At 69.9% G+C, this 16,442-nt stretch carries 12 protein-coding genes; 4 read left to right on the top strand and 8 right to left on the bottom strand.

What is annotated here, in order from left to right:
* Positions 1–47 precede the first annotated feature (47 nt).
* Positions 48–269 (top strand): DUF3618 domain-containing protein, encoded by a 222-nt coding sequence (locus LWP59_RS32600; RefSeq protein WP_144638064.1) that lies wholly within the window; start codon positions 48–50, stop codon positions 267–269.
* Between the two features lie 123 nt (positions 270–392).
* Here LWP59_RS32600 and LWP59_RS32595 read toward each other — a convergent pair whose 3' ends face one another.
* A complete protein-coding gene (locus tag LWP59_RS32595) occupies positions 393–974 on the bottom strand; it encodes a hypothetical protein (RefSeq protein ID WP_144638066.1) in 582 nt (193 codons plus the stop codon).
* A gap of 240 nt (positions 975–1,214) precedes the next feature.
* Positions 1,215–1,790 (bottom strand): TetR/AcrR family transcriptional regulator, encoded by a 576-nt coding sequence (locus tag LWP59_RS32590; RefSeq protein ID WP_144638085.1) that lies wholly within the window; start codon positions 1,788–1,790, stop codon positions 1,215–1,217.
* 101 nt (positions 1,791–1,891) lie between these two features.
* Between LWP59_RS32590 and LWP59_RS32585 the strand changes: the two genes are divergently transcribed.
* Positions 1,892–3,376: a flavin-containing monooxygenase gene (locus tag LWP59_RS32585; protein ID WP_144638068.1), complete on the top strand. Its 1,485-nt coding sequence runs from the start codon at positions 1,892–1,894 to the stop codon at positions 3,374–3,376.
* A gap of 47 nt (positions 3,377–3,423) precedes the next feature.
* Here LWP59_RS32585 and LWP59_RS32580 read toward each other — a convergent pair whose 3' ends face one another.
* The 5 genes from LWP59_RS32580 to LWP59_RS32560 all read right to left on the bottom strand — a co-directional run bounded on the left by LWP59_RS32580 (position 3,424) and on the right by LWP59_RS32560 (position 11,164).
* A complete protein-coding gene (locus tag LWP59_RS32580; protein ID WP_144638087.1) occupies positions 3,424–3,918 on the bottom strand; it encodes a helix-turn-helix domain-containing protein in 495 nt (164 codons plus the stop codon).
* A 183-nt stretch (positions 3,919–4,101) separates the two neighbouring features.
* Positions 4,102–5,748 (bottom strand): LCP family protein, encoded by a 1,647-nt coding sequence (locus tag LWP59_RS32575; RefSeq protein WP_191334824.1) that lies wholly within the window; start codon positions 5,746–5,748, stop codon positions 4,102–4,104.
* 95 nt (positions 5,749–5,843) lie between these two features.
* Positions 5,844–7,976, bottom strand: a complete 2,133-nt coding sequence (locus LWP59_RS32570) for a phospholipase (RefSeq protein WP_144641929.1) — start codon at positions 7,974–7,976, stop codon at positions 5,844–5,846.
* 66 nt (positions 7,977–8,042) lie between these two features.
* On the bottom strand, positions 8,043–9,140 hold the full coding sequence (locus LWP59_RS32565) for a GGDEF domain-containing protein (protein ID WP_308431727.1): 1,098 nt from the start codon (positions 9,138–9,140) through the stop codon (positions 8,043–8,045).
* Positions 9,141–9,943: 803 nt separating this feature from the next.
* Positions 9,944–11,164 (bottom strand): MFS transporter, encoded by a 1,221-nt coding sequence (locus LWP59_RS32560; RefSeq protein ID WP_373299540.1) that lies wholly within the window; start codon positions 11,162–11,164, stop codon positions 9,944–9,946.
* Positions 11,165–11,570: 406 nt separating this feature from the next.
* On the opposite strand from LWP59_RS32560, the gene LWP59_RS32555 reads away from it, so the two are divergent.
* Positions 11,571–12,485, top strand: a complete 915-nt coding sequence (locus LWP59_RS32555) for an SDR family NAD(P)-dependent oxidoreductase (protein WP_144641927.1) — start codon at positions 11,571–11,573, stop codon at positions 12,483–12,485.
* A gap of 168 nt (positions 12,486–12,653) precedes the next feature.
* On the opposite strand, the gene LWP59_RS32550 is transcribed toward LWP59_RS32555, so the two are convergent.
* Positions 12,654–14,483, bottom strand: a complete 1,830-nt coding sequence (locus tag LWP59_RS32550; RefSeq protein ID WP_144641926.1) for an AMP-dependent synthetase/ligase — start codon at positions 14,481–14,483, stop codon at positions 12,654–12,656.
* A gap of 99 nt (positions 14,484–14,582) precedes the next feature.
* Between LWP59_RS32550 and kynU the strand changes: the two genes are divergently transcribed.
* Entirely contained in the window at positions 14,583–15,752 is a 1,170-nt protein-coding gene (kynU, locus tag LWP59_RS32545) for a kynureninase (RefSeq protein WP_144641925.1), read from the top strand.
* Positions 15,753–16,442: the final 690 nt, after the last annotated feature.

Here is a 16,442-nt window from a genome sequence, read left to right as displayed (position 1 = left end):
GCGACGCCGTGATCTACGGTGGTGCCCTGCCAAGGTGAGGAGGACTGGTGGCGCGCGACCCCGACACCATCGAGCGTGACATCGAGCAGGCCCGCGAAGCGCTGGCTTCGACGCTGGACCAGCTCGGCGAGAAGGCCAACCCGAAGAAGCTGGCCGACTCCGCCAAGACGAGCGTGCTCGCGAAGCTCGAGGACCCGAAGGTGAAGTTCCCGCTCATCGGCGCCGGCGTGCTCATCGTCGCGCTGCTGGTGCGCAAGCTCTTCCGCTGACCCGCCTGCCCGGGCGCCCACGCGCCCGGGCTCGCAGGTGGTCGCGGCGGCTTCTGGTGCGCGTCACCAGCGCCGTGCTGGCCGCCGGTCATCCCGCTCGGCCCGCAGACCGAAGCGAAAACCTCAGCTCCGGGCGGACGGCGCCGCGGCCTGAGACGCCGCCACAGACACCTTCGGCTGCTTCACCGACGTCTCCAGCGCATCGCCGATATCGGCCGTCAGCTTCGCCTTCGGACGCCGGGACGCCTTGTTCCGCGGCTTCCCGGCCTGCTCCTCCGACTGCTGCGCCGGCACCTCGGCCGCGGCCTCGGAACCGGCAGCCTCCGAACCAGCCGCCGAAGCAGCCTCCGTCGAACCGGCAGCCTCCGAACCAGCAGCCGAACCGGCCTCCTCCGAAGCCGCCGAAGCCTCCGAAGCTTCCGGTGAAGCCTCCGCCGAAGCGGGCACCTCCACCGGCGCCGCCTCCGGGCGCGTCAGCCGCGCCGTCATGTACGCCGCCGTGAACTCGAGTGCGCTGCCGTTCAGCAGGTGCACCACCGTGGCACCCTTGCCGTCCGCGCCCAGCGAGTCGACGAGCTGGTCCACGCTGTCCCGCGCGGCGATGATGCCCGGCGCCCGCCCCGTCAGCGTCTTACCGGGTCCCGCCACGGTGACCGCCCAGTCGTCGTCCTCCTGGACGTAGTTCGCCATGATCGGTTCCGCCATCAGTCCTCCACCCCTGCACCGGCTGCCTGGTCCACTGATGGGAGCCGGGCACGACCGTTCCGTGACGCCGACGAGGGCTACCCCGATCGGGCGTACTTCATGCTGCCGCTCGCCGAACTTGTGTCGACCTCTATCGATACCTCAACACGACTCTGGGTGACAAGCAATGGATACAAATGTGCTCTGCGTGACCATGATCTAGCAGATGCACGAGCATCTGCACGAGCGTGTCAGAACCGCTCACCGAGCGCGTTCGCGGAGACCACTCCACAACACATCCATGGCGTAGTCAGTAGCCCGTTCAGGTGTCACCTCGTCGTGCCGTTCGCACCAGATCGCGAGCCTCTCGCAGGCGCCCACGACGAATTCGGCGGCTGCTTCCACCCGCAGGGGGGACCCCGTGTCGAAGTAGCCGATCATCAGCTTGGCGATGAGGTCGGTCTGCTGCCGCCGGGTCGCCTCGATCTCCTCCGACGCCGACGTGCCGATCAGGACCATCTCGTGCCGCAGCAGCGACCACGCCTGCCGCCGGTCGCGGATGTAGACGAAGAACGCCAGCAGCCCGCGCCGCAGCGCGTCCTCGGCCGACAGCGCGCCCGCGACCGACTCCTCGGTCACCTTGCGCAGCTCGGCCCGCGATTCGGCGATGCACGCCAGCAGCAGGCCTTCCTTCGAGTGGAAGTACTCGTAGAGCATCGGCTTGGACACGCCCACCTGCTCGGCGATCTCGTCCATCGACGCCGCCACGTACCCGCGCTCCGCGAACACCGACTCGGCGACCTCGATCATCTGTCGCTCGCGTTCGGCCCGGGGCATGCGTTTACGGGTGCTCACCCAACTCACTCTACCGCAGGTAACCTACTTCGAGTAAGGTGGACTCGCGGTAACAGTCAAACCGGGAAGTGCGAGGGAGACGAATGGGCGAGCACATCGAGACCGAGGTCGTCATCGTCGGCACCGGGTTCTCCGGGCTCGGCATGGCCATCCAGCTGCTCGAACGGGGGCGCCGGGACTTCGTGATCCTGGAGAAGGCGACCGAGGTCGGGGGCACCTGGCGGGACAACACGTATCCGGGCTGCGCCTGTGACGTCCAGTCGCACATGTACTCGTTCTCCTTCGAGCAGAACCCCGAGTGGACGCGGGCGTTCTCGCCGCAGCCGGAGATCTGGGACTACCTGCGCGGGGTCGCGAAGAAGTACGATCTGTACTCCTACATCCGGTTCGACCAGGAGATGACCGGGGCGCGCTGGGACGCCGAGGAGCACCGCTGGCACGTCGCCACGAAGGGCGGTGACGAGTTCGTCGGCCGGTACGTGGTCAACGGCGTTGGCGCACTGCACCTGCCGCAGATCCCGGAGCTGAAGGGCATCGAGAACTTCCGCGGCGAGAAGTTCCACTCGGCCGACTGGAACCACGACTACGACCTGCGCGGCAAGCGGGTCGCCGTGGTCGGCACCGGCGCCAGCGCGATCCAGTTCATCCCGCAGATCGCGCCGCAGGTGCGACAGCTGACCGTCTTCCAGCGCACGCCGCCGTGGGTGCTGCCCAAGCCCGACCACGAGATGCCCGAGTGGTCGCGCAAGCTCTTCCGCAAGGTGCCGGCGCTCCAGACGGCCTACCGCGACCTGGTCTACTGGATGCTGGAAGCGCGCGCGATCGGCTTCAACGGCAACCTGAGCCTGATGAAGGTGGCGCAGCGGCTCGCCAAGCGCAACATCGACCGCAGCATCAAGGATCCCGAGCTGCGCCGCCGGCTGACCCCGGACTACGTGCTGGGCTGCAAGCGCGTGCTCATCTCCAACGACTACTATCCGGCGCTCGCGCGGGACAATGTCGAGGTGCGCACCGACGGCGTGGCCGAGGTGCGCGAGCACAGCATCGTGGACGACGCCGGCGTGGAACACGAGGTCGACGCGATCATCTTCGGCACCGGCTTCCACGTGATCGACGCCTTCGAGCACCTGGAGATCGTCGGCGAGGGCGGGCGGAACCTCGCCAAGGAGTGGGCCACCGAGGGGATGCGCACCCACCTCGGCATCACCGTGGCCGGCTTTCCGAACCTGTTCTTCCTGCTCGGGCCGAACACCGGTCTCGGCCACAACTCCGTGGTCTTCATGGTCGAGTCCCAGACGCGCTACGTCGCCGAGGCCATCGACCTGGTCGAGGGCTCGCGCTCGGCCGCGCTCGTGACCCGGCCCGAGGTGCAGGACCGGTTCAACACCGAGGTGCAGCGCAAGCTCGAGAAGGGCGTGTGGACCCAGGGCGGCTGCCGCAGCTGGTACCTCGACGCGCAGGGGGTGAACCGGACGCTCTGGCCCGGCTTCACCTGGCGGTACTGGCTGGCCACCCGCAGGGTCCGGCCCGCGGACTTCGAACTAATCGGCACCGCAGGTGGCAAGTAGCACCTGGCGGTTCGCATCTTGCTTGTAGTCCGCGGGCGGAAGGTCGGCTAGGCGCCGCCGCCCCCGGGATCCAGGCCGCCGGGGCCGGGCAGGCCGCGTAACAGGGCGACCAGCTCGGGCCCGCTCAGTCCGCACAGCTCCGCCATCCGGTCCACGGCGGCGTGGTCGAGCTGCACCTCCTCGGGGGTGCCCGGCTGCCGGAGCCGGTCCTCGGCCCATCTGCGCAGCGGAAGCAGTTCGGGACTGTGGTCCGCGACGATCCTCGCCAGGTCGAGGCGCACCTTTCCCGGTTCGTCGGTGAAGACGCGACGGTGCACCCGGGCCAGCAGGTCCTGGGGCAGCTCGTCCATGGCAAGGCACAGCTCGACGAGCCGCACCACCGAGCACTGCCGGGTGCCCAGCTCGTAGGTCGCCAGTGTCTGCAGCGAGATGTCGCTCTGCAGGTGCTGGTTCAGCTCTTTGCGGGTCCACCCGCGCTGTCGCCGAAGCGTCCTGAGTTCCTCCCCCAGAACTCGCTGATAGAGCTCACTGTCGATGTGCACTCCTGGTCCCCTGCCCTGCGTCACGCCGCACCTCTGTGCCGGCACGTCCGGTCGAACTTCAGCGGTGTCCACGCGTATGTAAGTCGCTGAGTGCCCTGCTCTTACGCGACTTCGGCCGAGTCGTTGAAGTTGATCTTCGGATTAGGCCGATCGGGCTAACGTCAGGAGGCCGAAAGGTGTACTTCAGTTGACGCAGGTGATCCCATCGGCGGTGATCGGCTTGTCGTCGCCCGCCGGGGGAGCGGCCGCGGTCGACGAGTCCGGCACCGCGGCCCGTTGCACCATCTGCGAGGCCGTCGAGCCGGAGTAGTCGTTGCCCACGACGACCAGCACGTGACCGGATTGGACCGAGGTGTCCTGCTGCAGGGCCGCGGGCGAACCGAGCGCGTCGGCCACGCTCTGCGCGGCGTCCTGGGCGCCCGAGGGGTAGTGGACACTGGTCTTGCCGACCCTGGCGCTGGCGTTCGCCGTCTCACCGGCGCCGAAGCCCTTGCCGGTCAGGGCTTGGGAAACGGTCGCCGCGAGGCCCGATTTGGACGTTCCGTTGTGGACGTCCACAGTGGTCGAGGCGTTGGGGTTGGGCGGCGGGGCGGCGGGTCCGCCCGGCGGGGCGGTCAGCCCCTGCACGAAGCCGCGCACCTGGCTCGGGTCGACCTGGATCGCCTGGCCGTCCTCCGGCGTGCTGTAGTCCATGTTGACCACCGGAATGGTCTGGAACTGCAGCTGCCCGCCGCTGAGACCCTTCATCTGCTGGGCGAACCCGAAGATGTCCCAGCCCTGGTTGAGCACGACCGACTTCTTGATCGCGGCGGTCAGGTCGCTCAGCTTGCCGGGGTCGGTGAGCGTGCCGGCCGAGAGCACCTTCTGCGCCATGCCTGCCATGAACACCTGCTGGCGCACGACGCGGTCGAGGTCGCCGCGCGGCAGGCCGTGCCGCTGGCGGACGAACTCGAGCGCCTCCACGCCGGAGATCGTGTGCTTGCCCTTGGTGAACTTCGCGCCCGAGTACGGGTCGTTGACGTTGTCCTTGAGGCACACGTCGACCCCGCCGATGGCCTTGGTGATGTCGGAGAAGCCGAGCAGGTTGATCGAGGCGTAGTTGTCGATCGAGGAACCGGTGAGCTGCTCGACGGTCGCGATGAGGGTCTTGGCCCCCGCTTGCGCGCTCTTGAGCTCGATGTCCTTGGCGTCGGTGTCGCCGGACTCCTGCAGCTTGTTGCGCTCGGCGGCCTTCGCGCGGGCGTAGGCAGAGTTGATCTTGTGCTTGCCGAAGCCGGGGATGTTGACGTAGGAGTCGCGCGGCAGTGAGATCGCGACGGCTTTACTGCCGTCGTTCGGGATGTGCACCATGATCAGCGTGTCGGTGTTCTCCACGCCGTCGGCCACGCCCGCCCGCAGCTGGGCGAGCAGCTGGTCGGACAGCGGGTTGCCCTGCGCGTCGGTGCGGCTGTCCATGCCGACCAGCAGGATGTCCCTGGCGCCGTCCGCGGGCTGGTTCGCGCTGATCACGTCCGCCGTGGTGAGCCCGCTGACCAGGCCCTGCATCGCGGCCCACGCGTACCCGGTCAGGCTCATCACCAGCAGCGACACGACCGCGACCGCGATCTTCGCGCCGTGGCGGCGCCGGGGTGCCGGTGGCGGGGGAACGGGACGGCGGCGAGGCCGGGCTGCGGGCCCCGCGCCACGCCCGGGAGGCGAACCGGTGCGGCGGACGGGGCCGACATACCGGGCGTCGCTGGGACGGCCCTGCCGCGGCGCCGGACGGCGAGTCGCCCCACGCTCGTTCCGCGGCGGATACTCCACGCCCCCGTCTCCCTTCCCCGACTCCATGTCACACGGGTGCCCGGTTCGGTGGACGCGCCACCGGATCACCCGGTTGCCGTAGCGTCGCATATCGATCGGTGAAAGTGGTTCACAACACCCGCTTACGTGTTTTCCACCACCGTCCTGGCGGGCAGCAGGGTGCTGGCCGCGGCCGCGACGGCGAACAGCGCCGTCAGCCCGTGGACCAGCACCGTCACCGTGTCGGCGGTGTACCCGTCAGCCACCTCCAACAGCGGTGGCCCGCACGCGAGCGCAGTCACCACCCAGGTGCTCGTCGCCGCACTGAGCCCGGTCCGCACGGCATGTAGCAGGAACACTCCGAGCAGCAGCTGGATGAGGTTCTGGATCGGGTCCAGCGGCAGCCCGAGCATGGTGTGGCCGGTGTCCCCGCCGAACTGCGTCAGCGCGAAGCCGAACAGCCCGATCGTGGCGAAACCGGTGCCCAGCGCGGTCGCGGCGTGCGCCAGCCAGCCGGTCGGCCGGGTCTGGTGCAGCGGGACCGAGCCGTCGCCGTGCCGCTCGAACCACCAGAACACGATCACCGCGGGCGCGGCGAGCAGGCCCAGCGCCATCAGCGTCCGCGGGCCGGTCAGCCAGGCCAGCGCGGCCGACGCCGGTGACGGCAGGTACACGACCGTCACGAGCAGCAGTACGGCCGCGAGGAACCCGAGGTAGAGGCTCATCGGCGCGCGCAGGGCGAAGCGGACCACGCCGGCTAGCACGGGTTGCGCGGTCAGCCGGTTCAGCGGACGCGCGGACAGGCCGAGCAGGGACAGCTGGACCGCGCCCAGCAGCAGCACCGGCAGCGCAGGCGCGGCCAGGGCGGGCGGCGCCCCCGGCGTGCCGAGCAGGTTCGGCGTCAGGTGGCCCACAGTGGTCAGCAGCACGAGGCCGGTGAGGCCGGCCAGCGCGCCGAGCACGAGCCAGCGGCGCCTCGCCGCGAGCACCCGCCCGAAGGCGAGCTGCTGGGCGAGCAGCGCGAGCCCGAACGCCGCGGCGTAGTGCGGGATCTTCGACCCGAACCAGCCCGCGCCGAGCTCGGCCAGCACGACGAACCCGAGGAGTACGAGCGTGGTCGTCAGCGCGGCGCGCCGGTGCAGTGCCAGCATGACCGGCGCGGCCACGACGGTGAGCAGGTAGACGGCCAGCAGCCACAGCGGGTGCAGCGCCACCCGCACGATGGTCGCGTTGGTGCTCGCGGGGATGCCCAGCAGCTCCAGCGCGAGGGGCACGACGAGGGTCACCACCACGAAGATCAGCGCGGGCCGCAGCAGCCAGCTCGCCCGGTGCGCCAGGTACTGGCGGTACCCGCCGCCGCCCTCGAACACCGCCTGCCAGCCCACCGCGTTGGCCCGGCCACCGGCGAAGAAGAACACCGGGGCCAGTTGCGCGAGCCAGGTCAGCGGCCACAGCCACGACTCGTCCACGCCCGCCCATCTGGCCAGCTGGATCATCGACTCGCCGAAGATCAGCAGCACGAGGCTGGTCACGCCGAGGGTCACCCAGCCCGAGGCCGGAGCCGGCGCGGGTGCCGCCGCCGCTCGCGGGGGGCGGGCGCGGCGGGTGCTCAGCCAGCCGCGCAGCCGGAACACCAGCAGGCAGCCGATCACCGCGACCCCGGCGAGCATCGGCCCGATCGGGTCGCCGACCGGCGGGCCCCAGCGCTGGTGCCAGGAGTTGACCACGAGGCCGGCGGAGTACAGCGATGCGACGACCTGACAGGTGCGCGGCGAGTCCATCGGGTTGACGCGACAGGCGTTGTGCATGTCGGCCGAGAGCCGGCCGTCGAGCGAAGCGCGTACGTCGGGCGCGAGCGGCTGACCGATCTTGTCGGCGTAGCGCAGCAGGTCGTACCCCAGGTCGTGCGCCTTGCACGGGACGCTGTAGTCCCACTTCGTGTTGTCGTCGCCCCACGGCGTCGAGCAGCCGCCGTCGACGTGCACCGCGCGGACGGTGCCGTCGCGCGCCGCCAGCGAGCCCGGCACGACGCCGGTGACCTGGGTGAAGTCGGCGGGCAGCAGGCTCAGCGCCGTCGGCCGGCCACCGGGATGGGTGAGCGCCTCGATCGCGCGCTGCGCCGCCGCGGCGCCGCCGGTGGGCGGACCGTGGTCCGGCGGCGCGGACGGGCGCGACGCGACGAAACCGAATCCCAGTAGGGCCAGCGTCAGCACCAGCAGCCAGGCCGAGGTCGACAGCGGCCGCCTCAGGCGCGGGGTTTCGGCTGGGGCGATCATGAACTCCAGAGTGGCAGGGTCTGCGGCGTTCGGACACCGGGGAATCCCCCGGATCAGCCCGCCACCTTAGTGGGTGGGGTTCGCGCCGTGCTGGGGCCGGTGCTCGGCCAGGCGCACCTGGTTGCGGCCGCCCTCCTTCGCCTCGTACACCGCGGCGTCGGCGGCCTGCATCAGCTGCACCAGCGAATCGCCGTGGTCGGGGTACACGGCGACCCCGATCGAGGCGGTCCGTTCCGACACCGTGATCTGGTCGCCACGCTTGCCGGTGGTGCCGATCCGCAGCTCCGCGACCGCGGACCGGATGCGCTCGGCCGCGCCGGTGGCCGTCGCCTGGTCGGTCTCGGGCAGCAGGACCAGGAACTCCTCGCCGCCGAACCGGCCGACGACGTCGCTGGGCCTGGTGACGTCGTCGAGGAGCTGGGCGAGGGTGCGGAGCACGTCGTCACCGGCCGGATGGCCGTAGGTGTCGTTGATCCACTTGAAGTAGTCGAGGTCGATCATCAGGATGCCGAGGTTGTCGTCCGACTTGGCCGCCCGCGACAGCGCCCGTTCGGCCGACTCCGTCCACCCGCGCATGTTGTAGACCTGCGTCTTGGGGTCGGTGCGGACGTCGTCCTGCAGCTGGTCGAGCTCGGCGAGCCGGTTGAACACCACGGTCACCACGGCCATGATCGCGACGGCAGGGGGCAGGATCACCAGCATGATCGCGGTGACCGCGCCGAGGCCGATCGTGATCGCCTCCAGCAGGTTGTCCGCCTTGCTGCCCAGGACGCTGTGGACGGTCGGCCTGGACGGCGCGGCGAGGCTGAGGATGCTGCCGACGTACAGGATCTGCACGGCTTCGTAGACCAGCCCGACGAGCACGAGCTTGCCGAACTCGCCGAACGAGGACGCCACCGTGAGCGAGTCCCAGTGCGTCCCGCCGAGTGTCACGAACACCTGGTGCGCCACCGTCGCGGCGAGCATGTGCGTGATGGAGGAAAAGACGAAGTTGTGTGCGGGGCGGCGCGCGACGAACCAGTGCTGGATACGAATCAGCAGCACCAGCGCGATCGTCAGCTGTGCCGGAAGAATAATCGCGGCCGGAAACACCCAGACCGCGGTGAGGTCGATCAGGACCGTGCGAACACGATTTCGTCGCCGTTCTTCCTGGCGGCGGGTCATCTGGATGTGCACGGTGGCGCCGGCCGTGAGAATCGCGAACCGCAGCAAATCGAGACGGGTCGGCGCGGGCGTGTCCAGGAATACGTGGACGAACCACCCAATGGCGGCGACTTCCGCTACGACGAGGAATGCGATGAATGGTTGGGGTCGCCGCCACAATGCCCAATATTGTGGTTTGTAGGTGCGGCGAGTGCTCGAAGAATCACTCGTCGTGTCCGCCGGAGGGCGGCCTCCGGTTGGCCGGCCCGGAACATCCGGGTCGACGGCCCCGGACGGCTCCCCGCCCGACGAGGTGGTGGTTTCGCCCGGCAGTGTCGGTGATCCCGGCCGTGGCGGTGGCGGTGGCACTGGATCACCTTCTCTCGACGAAGCCCGCTTTGACGGGGTAACTTTGCTATGCCCGGAAGGACGCCGGGTACTTTCCTTCAACAGGTATCATCCCACCGCATACGACGGACCCTGCAGGCGAGGAGCTCGTCCACAGTAGTTCGTCCTTGCCCGGCCGCGAGCACCGATCGGAGGTGTTCTTCTTGTCTAACCGTGACTTCTGATGGTGTGCGGAGTTGTACGTGGTTGTTTGTGTACGTGGTGTGTGGAGGTGGCTCGTCGTGGCGAACCGTGACTTCTGATCGTTCTGCCTGAAATCCTGATTGTTTCGCTGCTACGGGAGAGGTGTTCTTCATGTCGAACCGTGACTTCTGATCCGGCGACCGCGTTGCTTCGCGTTTGTTTCATCGGCAAAAACTGGAGGTGACTGGTTGTGTCGAACCGCGACTTCTGATGAGTACCGGCAGCGTGCCCCCTCATAGCGCGCCGGCCGTTTCGGCGGCCCTGCGCTGCAGGCGGGTCCAGCACACGGCCAGCGGGATGCCCAGCACGACGCCCGCCGCGCCCGCGATCGTGATCGCCGTGGTGGCCGAACCGAGCCACTGCGCCACGGCGCCACCCAGCGCGACACCCACGCCCTGGGCCACCCGAAGCCCGGTGCGGTACAAACCCCCCGCACCGCCCCTGAGCTCGTTGGGCACCCACGTGATGAACGAGGCGCCCACCGTGACGATGTACGCCCCGGCCGCACCCGCGGCCGCGAGGGCGACCAGGGACAACACGAGGTCCGGCTGCACGGCGAACACGAGCAGGAACGCCGTCGGCACGATGGCGAGGACGCCCAGCGCCCGTTTGCGCGTCTCCGCGGAGACGTAACGGGACATCAGGAACACCCCGATCACGAAGCCGAGCGGGTCGGCCGCGAGCAGCCAGCCCACCGCCTGGTCGGGTGCCCCGATCTCGCGGGCCAGCGGCGCCACGAGCCCTTCGGGGATGACCGCGAGCCCCACGAGCCAGGAGAGGCCCAGCAGTACCCGTAGCCGTCGCTGCCCGCTGACCCAGCGGATCGCGCCGAACCAGCCGCCGTCCCCGTTGTCGGCGGCGGGCCGCGTCGCCACCCACCGATACAGCGCGAGGGCGCTGATGGCGAACGTGGCGGCGTCGATGGCCAGCGCCACCGAGGGGCCCGCCGCGGTGACGAGGAAGCCGCCGCAGGCCAGGCCCAGCAGCATCGCCGTGTTCGTGGTGATGCCGCGAATGTCCTGACTGCGCAGGTACAGCTCGTCGTCGTCGAAGATCTCCCTGGTGAGCGCGTTCTGCGCGGCGTTGGAGGGCGCGCCCGCGAGCCGGGCGAGCACCACGAGGACGCACAGCGGCACCAGCGGCATCCCGGGCACGGCCATCACGCCCACGAACACCGCCTGGACGGCCGCCGAGGCGGCGAGCACGGTCCGGCGGGGGTAGCGGTCGGCCAGCTGGGCGAGCCCGAGCCCGCCCGCGAGGGCAGGCAGGAAGGTCAGGGCGTAGGCGGTCGCGGACAGCAGCGCGGAGCCGGTGCGATGGTAGACCATCAGGGCGAGCGCGACGGTCGTGAGCTGGTCACCGACGGTGGACTGCGCTTCGGCCAGCCAGACAGTGCGGAACTCGCCGTTCGCCAGCGCCGAGCGCAGGCGTGGCCGGGCCTGAGTCCTCACCATCTTCCTAGCTCCCCCCCTTTCGGGTGAACGCGAGCACGTCCACGCATTCTGTCGTCCGCCGCGGGGCACCGGTAACGGGCACTCACCCAGCCGACAGGCAAGACAACAGCCAGTATGCCGCTCACAGCGCGGAAGCGAACAGTCACAGCTCGACGGTATCGCGGGTTTGGGCCCATCCGGGCCCAAACACCAACCTTCGGATTACGACGAACGGCGCACACTCTCGGTGCCACTGACCGTTCCGGCGGTATGCGGCGCTGGTCAGTGATCACTCGTTCAGCGCATTGTGCTGACCGCTCGTCGTCAGTCGCGTGGCGTCGCCGCCGCTGTGGCGAAGACTGGACTGGAGGGCCAGTGCGAGCCGGCAACCGGCTCCGTCGGGGCTGGCCAGTGGGAGTTGGGATAGATGAACATGCAGCTAGCGGGCTTGCAGGACCGGGCAGTGGTGGTGACGGGTGCCGGCCGCGGGCTCGGCGAGGCGTTCGCGGTGCATCTCGCGCACGCGGGCGCGCGAGTGATCGCCAATGACGTCGACCTGGAACTGGCGGAACGAACCGCCGCCAACATCCGCGACCACGGCGGGCAGGCCGTGGCCAGCGGTCACTCCGTGACCGATCCAGCCCAGGCGCAGGAGCTGGTCCAGTTGTGTGTGGACGAGTTCGGCTCGATCGACGGGCTGGTGAACAACGCGGGGCTCAACTACGAGGCGCTGCCGTGGCAGGAGGAGCCCGACCAGATGCGCGAGCTCATCGAGGTCAACGTGCTGGGGGTGATGTACACCGGGGTCGCGGCGATCAAGGCGATGACCGCACAGGGCACCGGCGGGGCGATCGTGAACATCTCCTCCGGCGCGTCGCTCGGGCAGCGCAAGCTGGGGGTGTACGCCGCGAGCAAGGGCGCGGTCGCGTCGCTGACCTACTCGTGGGCGCTCGACCTGGAAGAGGTCGGCATCCGGGTGAACGCGGTCTGCCCGCTGGCGCACACCCGGATGGTCTGGAAGTCGGAACGCTCGCTGCGCAACTGCCCGCCCGACCGGACGCCCTCCCGGATCGCGCCGCTCGTGCTGTTCCTGTTGTCCGACGACGCCGAGGGCATCACCGGCCAGCTCGTCCGGTGCAACGGGCCGCAGCTGCACATCATCGGCCAGCCGTACCTGAAGGCGCCCATTCTCGAACGGCAGACCTGGGACACCGAAACGGTCCGGCGCGCTTTCGACGAGGTGTTCAGCGCGCATCTGGAGCCCTACGGTCTCGAAAAGCGCGTGCCGCCCCGGCTGCGTAAATGGACGGAGTCGACTTCCACCCCGCTGCGCACCGCCTGAGCGGCACTCGACATAGGACCTGTGGATAAGTCCGGTTATCCACAGTTGACGATTTGCCCGTGTACAAGGTGGCCGGACGTTTACCACGATGAACGGGTGAACCTTCGCTTTCTTCTTGGTGTGAGTGGCCGGCTTCCGCGCGGGAGAGCCGGCCACTCACCGCCACGCTCAGCTGTAGAGCGTCGTGATCTGTTCGGCGTAGCGGTCGTTGATGATCCGGCGCTTGAGCTTCAGGGTCGGCGTCAGCTCGCCCGACTCCGGCGTCCACGGCTTCGCGATCAGCTCGTAGCGCTTGATCTGCTCGACCCGCGCCAGCCGGCTGTTCGCCGACTCCACCGCGCGCTCGATCTCCTCGCGCACCGCCGCATGCCCCGACAGCGTCGGCACGTCGGTGAACTCGATGCCCTGGGCCGCGGCCCAGCCGGGCAGGATCTCGTCGTCGAGCACGATCAGCGCGGTCACGTAGGGCCGGTCGTTGCCGATCGCGACGGCCTGCCCGATCAACGGGTGCTCCTTGAGCAGGCCCTCGATCCGGGTCGGCGCGATGTTCTTGCCGCCGGAGGTGATGATCAGCTCCTTCTTGCGGTCGGTGATCCTGACGAACCCGTCCGCGTCGATCTCGCCGATGTCGCCGGTCGCGTACCAGCCCTCGTCGTCCACGGCGGGCTTGATCGAGCCGTCCTCCTGCAGGTAGCCGAGGAACACCAGCGGGCCGCGCACGAGGAGCTCCCCGTCCTCGGCCCGCTTCACCTCGGTGTCGGCGACCGGGCGCCCGACGGTGCCGGCGCGGAAAGCCTTGGCGCTGTTGGCGGTGACGGCGCCGGTGGTCTCCGAAAGGCCCCACACCTCGTGGATCTCCAGGCCCAGCCCGGCGATGAAGTACAGCACCTCCAGCGGCAGGGCCGCGGCCCCGCTGGAGCAGAAGATCAGCTTGTCCAGGCCGAGCATCTGGCGGATCGGGGCGAGCACGGTGCGGTCGGTCTCGGCGATCTTGCCGGCCAGGTCGGCGGGCACCTCTTCGCCCGCGTCCCGCAGCTTGTAGCCCTTCTGCAGCAGCTCGTTCGCCTGCAGCAACGCGGTGCGGCCGTCCTCCGGCACGCTCGCGAGCATGTTCTTGAGGCCCGCGACCATCTTCTCCCACACCCGGGGCACGGCGAAGAAGCCCTGCGGGTGCACCCGGGCGAGCGCGCCGACGATCCCGCTCGCGTCGGCGAGGGTGTGCACGTGCCCTGCCATCGTGATCGGCAGGTAGATCGACACCTGCCGCTCGGCGATGTGCGCCAGCGGCAGGTAGGCGATGTTCTCGAGGTGCATGGGCATCTCGTGCAGGGTCTGGATCGCGTACGACTCGTGCACGGCGTTGGAATGCGAGAGCACCACGCCCTTCGGCTCGCCCGTGGTGCCCGAGGTGTAGATCATCGAAAGCGGGTCGGACGGCTGGATGTCGGCTTGCGCGCGCTCGAAAGCCTCGGGGTCGGCTTCGTGCAGCTCCGCGCCCCGCCGCCGCAGGTCCTCGAGGCTGACGAACGGGCCGTCGCCGGTCGGGAGCGCCTCGCTCTCGACCATCACGATGTGCCGCAGGGTCGGCAGGTCGTCGAGCACCTGCTCCCAGCGTTTGAGCTCGTTCGTGCCCTGCAGCACGACGATCGGCGCGGCGCTGTGGCGGGCGACGAAGCGGATCTGGTCCGGGCTGAGCGTCGCGTAGGCGGTGCACGGGATCGCGGCGAGGTGCACGGCCGCCAGGTCGGCGATCAGGTGGTCGGGCGAGCTGGGCGCCATGATCAGCATCCGGTCCCCGCGGGTGAGCCCGAGGTCCGCGAGGCCCCGCGAGAGCACGGCGACCTCGTGCCGCACCTGTCCCCACGTCAGCGTCGGCTCGCCTTCGGCGTCCAGCGAGGTCAGCGCGGGCAGGTCGGCGTACTGCTCGGCGTTGCGCCTCAGCAGCTTGACGATGGTCTGGCCGTTGGCCCGGTCCGCGACGGACGTTTGGCTGGTCACCTTTGGCCTCCTGTGTTCACCACGGGTCCCGACAGACCGCGCCTACTCTATGTGAGTGAGGACATAGGGCGATAGGGCGTCGCTCGGGGAAAGGAACGCATGTCGTTGTCGCAGGTGGCGGCCGAGCTGGACGCCCGCGACCCACTGGCCGGGAAGCGTGCGGAGTTCGACCTCGAGCCACAACTGTCCTATTTGGACGGCAATTCCCTCGGCGCCCCGCCACGGTCGGTGGCCGCGCGGCTCGACGAGGTGGTGCGGAAGCAGTGGGCGGGGCGGCTGATCCGATCATGGGACGAGGGCTGGTGGCAGGCCCCGGAACGGGTCGGCGACCGGATCGCGCCGCTGGTCGGCGCGGCGCCGGGGCAGGTGGTGGTGAGTGACTCGACGAGTGTCAACGTCTTCAAGGCGCTGGTCGCGGCGGTGCGGCTGAACCCGGGGCGACCCGAGATCCTGGTGGACTCGACCACGTTCCCGAGCGATGGCTACGTCGCCGACAGCGCCGCCCGGCTCACCGGGCACGAGATCCGCCGGGTTCCGCCGGCGGAGATGGCGGCGGTGGTGTCCGAGCGGACGGCCGCGGCCCTGGTCAACCACGTCGACTACCGGTCGGGCCTGCTGCACGACCTGCCGGCGCTGACCGAGAGCCTGCACGCCGCGGGTGCGCTGGCGGTGTGGGACCTGTGCCACAGCGTGGGTGCGGTGCCGATGCGGCTCGATGCCGCGGGGGTGGACCTCGCGGTCGGCTGCACCTACAAGTTCCTCAACGGCGGGCCTGGCGCCCCGGCGTTCCTCTACGTGGCGGAGAAATGGCAGGAGCGGTTCGACCAGCCGCTGAGCGGGTGGGCCGGGCACGCGGACCCGTTCGGCATGACGGAGGCGTACGCGGGCGGGGCCGGTATCAGCCGTGCCAGGACGGGGACGCCGGAGATCCTGTCGATGCTCGCGCTCGATGCCGCGCTGGACGTGTGGGAGGACGTGACCGTCGAGCAGGTGCGCGCGAAGGCGCTCGCGCTGGGTGACTTCTTCCTGCGATGCTTGGACGAACGCGTGCCGGGCGCCGAGGTGCTGACGCCGCGCGACCACAGGCGCGGCAACCAGCTCTCGATCCGCCGCCCAGACGCGAAACGCGTCATGGCGGCGATGACCGAGTCCGGCATCATCGGCGACTTCCGGCCGCCCGACGTGTTGCGCTTCGGGCTGGCGGCGTTGTACGTGCGGTACGTGGATGTGCTTCGCGCTGCTGCGTTTCTGTCAGGATGGCCGGGGTAGCGGGAGGTGTGGGAGTCGCCGCCCCGGCCTTTCCCGATTCACTGCGACCGGCGTGAACGAGAAATTCCTGATGTGCTCCACGATCCCGGATCGTGAGGCTCCCAACCAGGGCCGAAGGACCCTGTTCTGCCCCTAACCTTCAGTAGCCATCTGACGACTGGCATTGCACGGGCAGGCCGGCCCAGGCGTTGGCTTCACAGGGGGTGGACCGGGCCAGGCGTTGGCTTCGCGTGACTTCTCCCCAGCCCGTTGGCGGCACCGGGGCCGATCCGGCCACCTCCGGCAGTCGCGCCCCACTGCTCACGGCCTCCACCCGGGGCTCCAGCCCGGGCTTTTCAGCGCACCGCCACCGGCGATCGGCCTTCACCGTCCGCCCCGGCGGCGTCCCCGGTCGCGGTGTGGTCTGGCCGCCGCCCGGCCTGCTGCCCGCCGCCGCTCGGCCCGCCGCCGCTCGGCCCGCCGCCGCGGCCTGACGGCTACCTGCCGGTGCCTTCCGCCTCCGGCCTCGCAGCCTCCGCCGCTCGACCCTCGCCGCGAGGCCATGCCTCCGGCTCCGTCCGCCCCTCTGGCCTGAACGGCTACCAGTCGTGCCGCGTGGCCCACCGGGCCATCGGCCGCTGCACCGCCCCGCGCCTCGCCGCGGCCTCCGCCCGTCCGGCCTCCGCTCCGGCCCCGCGGCCTCCGCCCCGC

The organism is Amycolatopsis acidiphila (genome assembly GCF_021391495.1).
GTDB lineage: Bacteria > Actinomycetota > Actinomycetes > Mycobacteriales > Pseudonocardiaceae > Amycolatopsis_E > Amycolatopsis_E acidiphila.
Note: the sequence above shows the minus strand (reverse complement) of the source record. Positions and strands in the feature narration are given on the sequence as shown.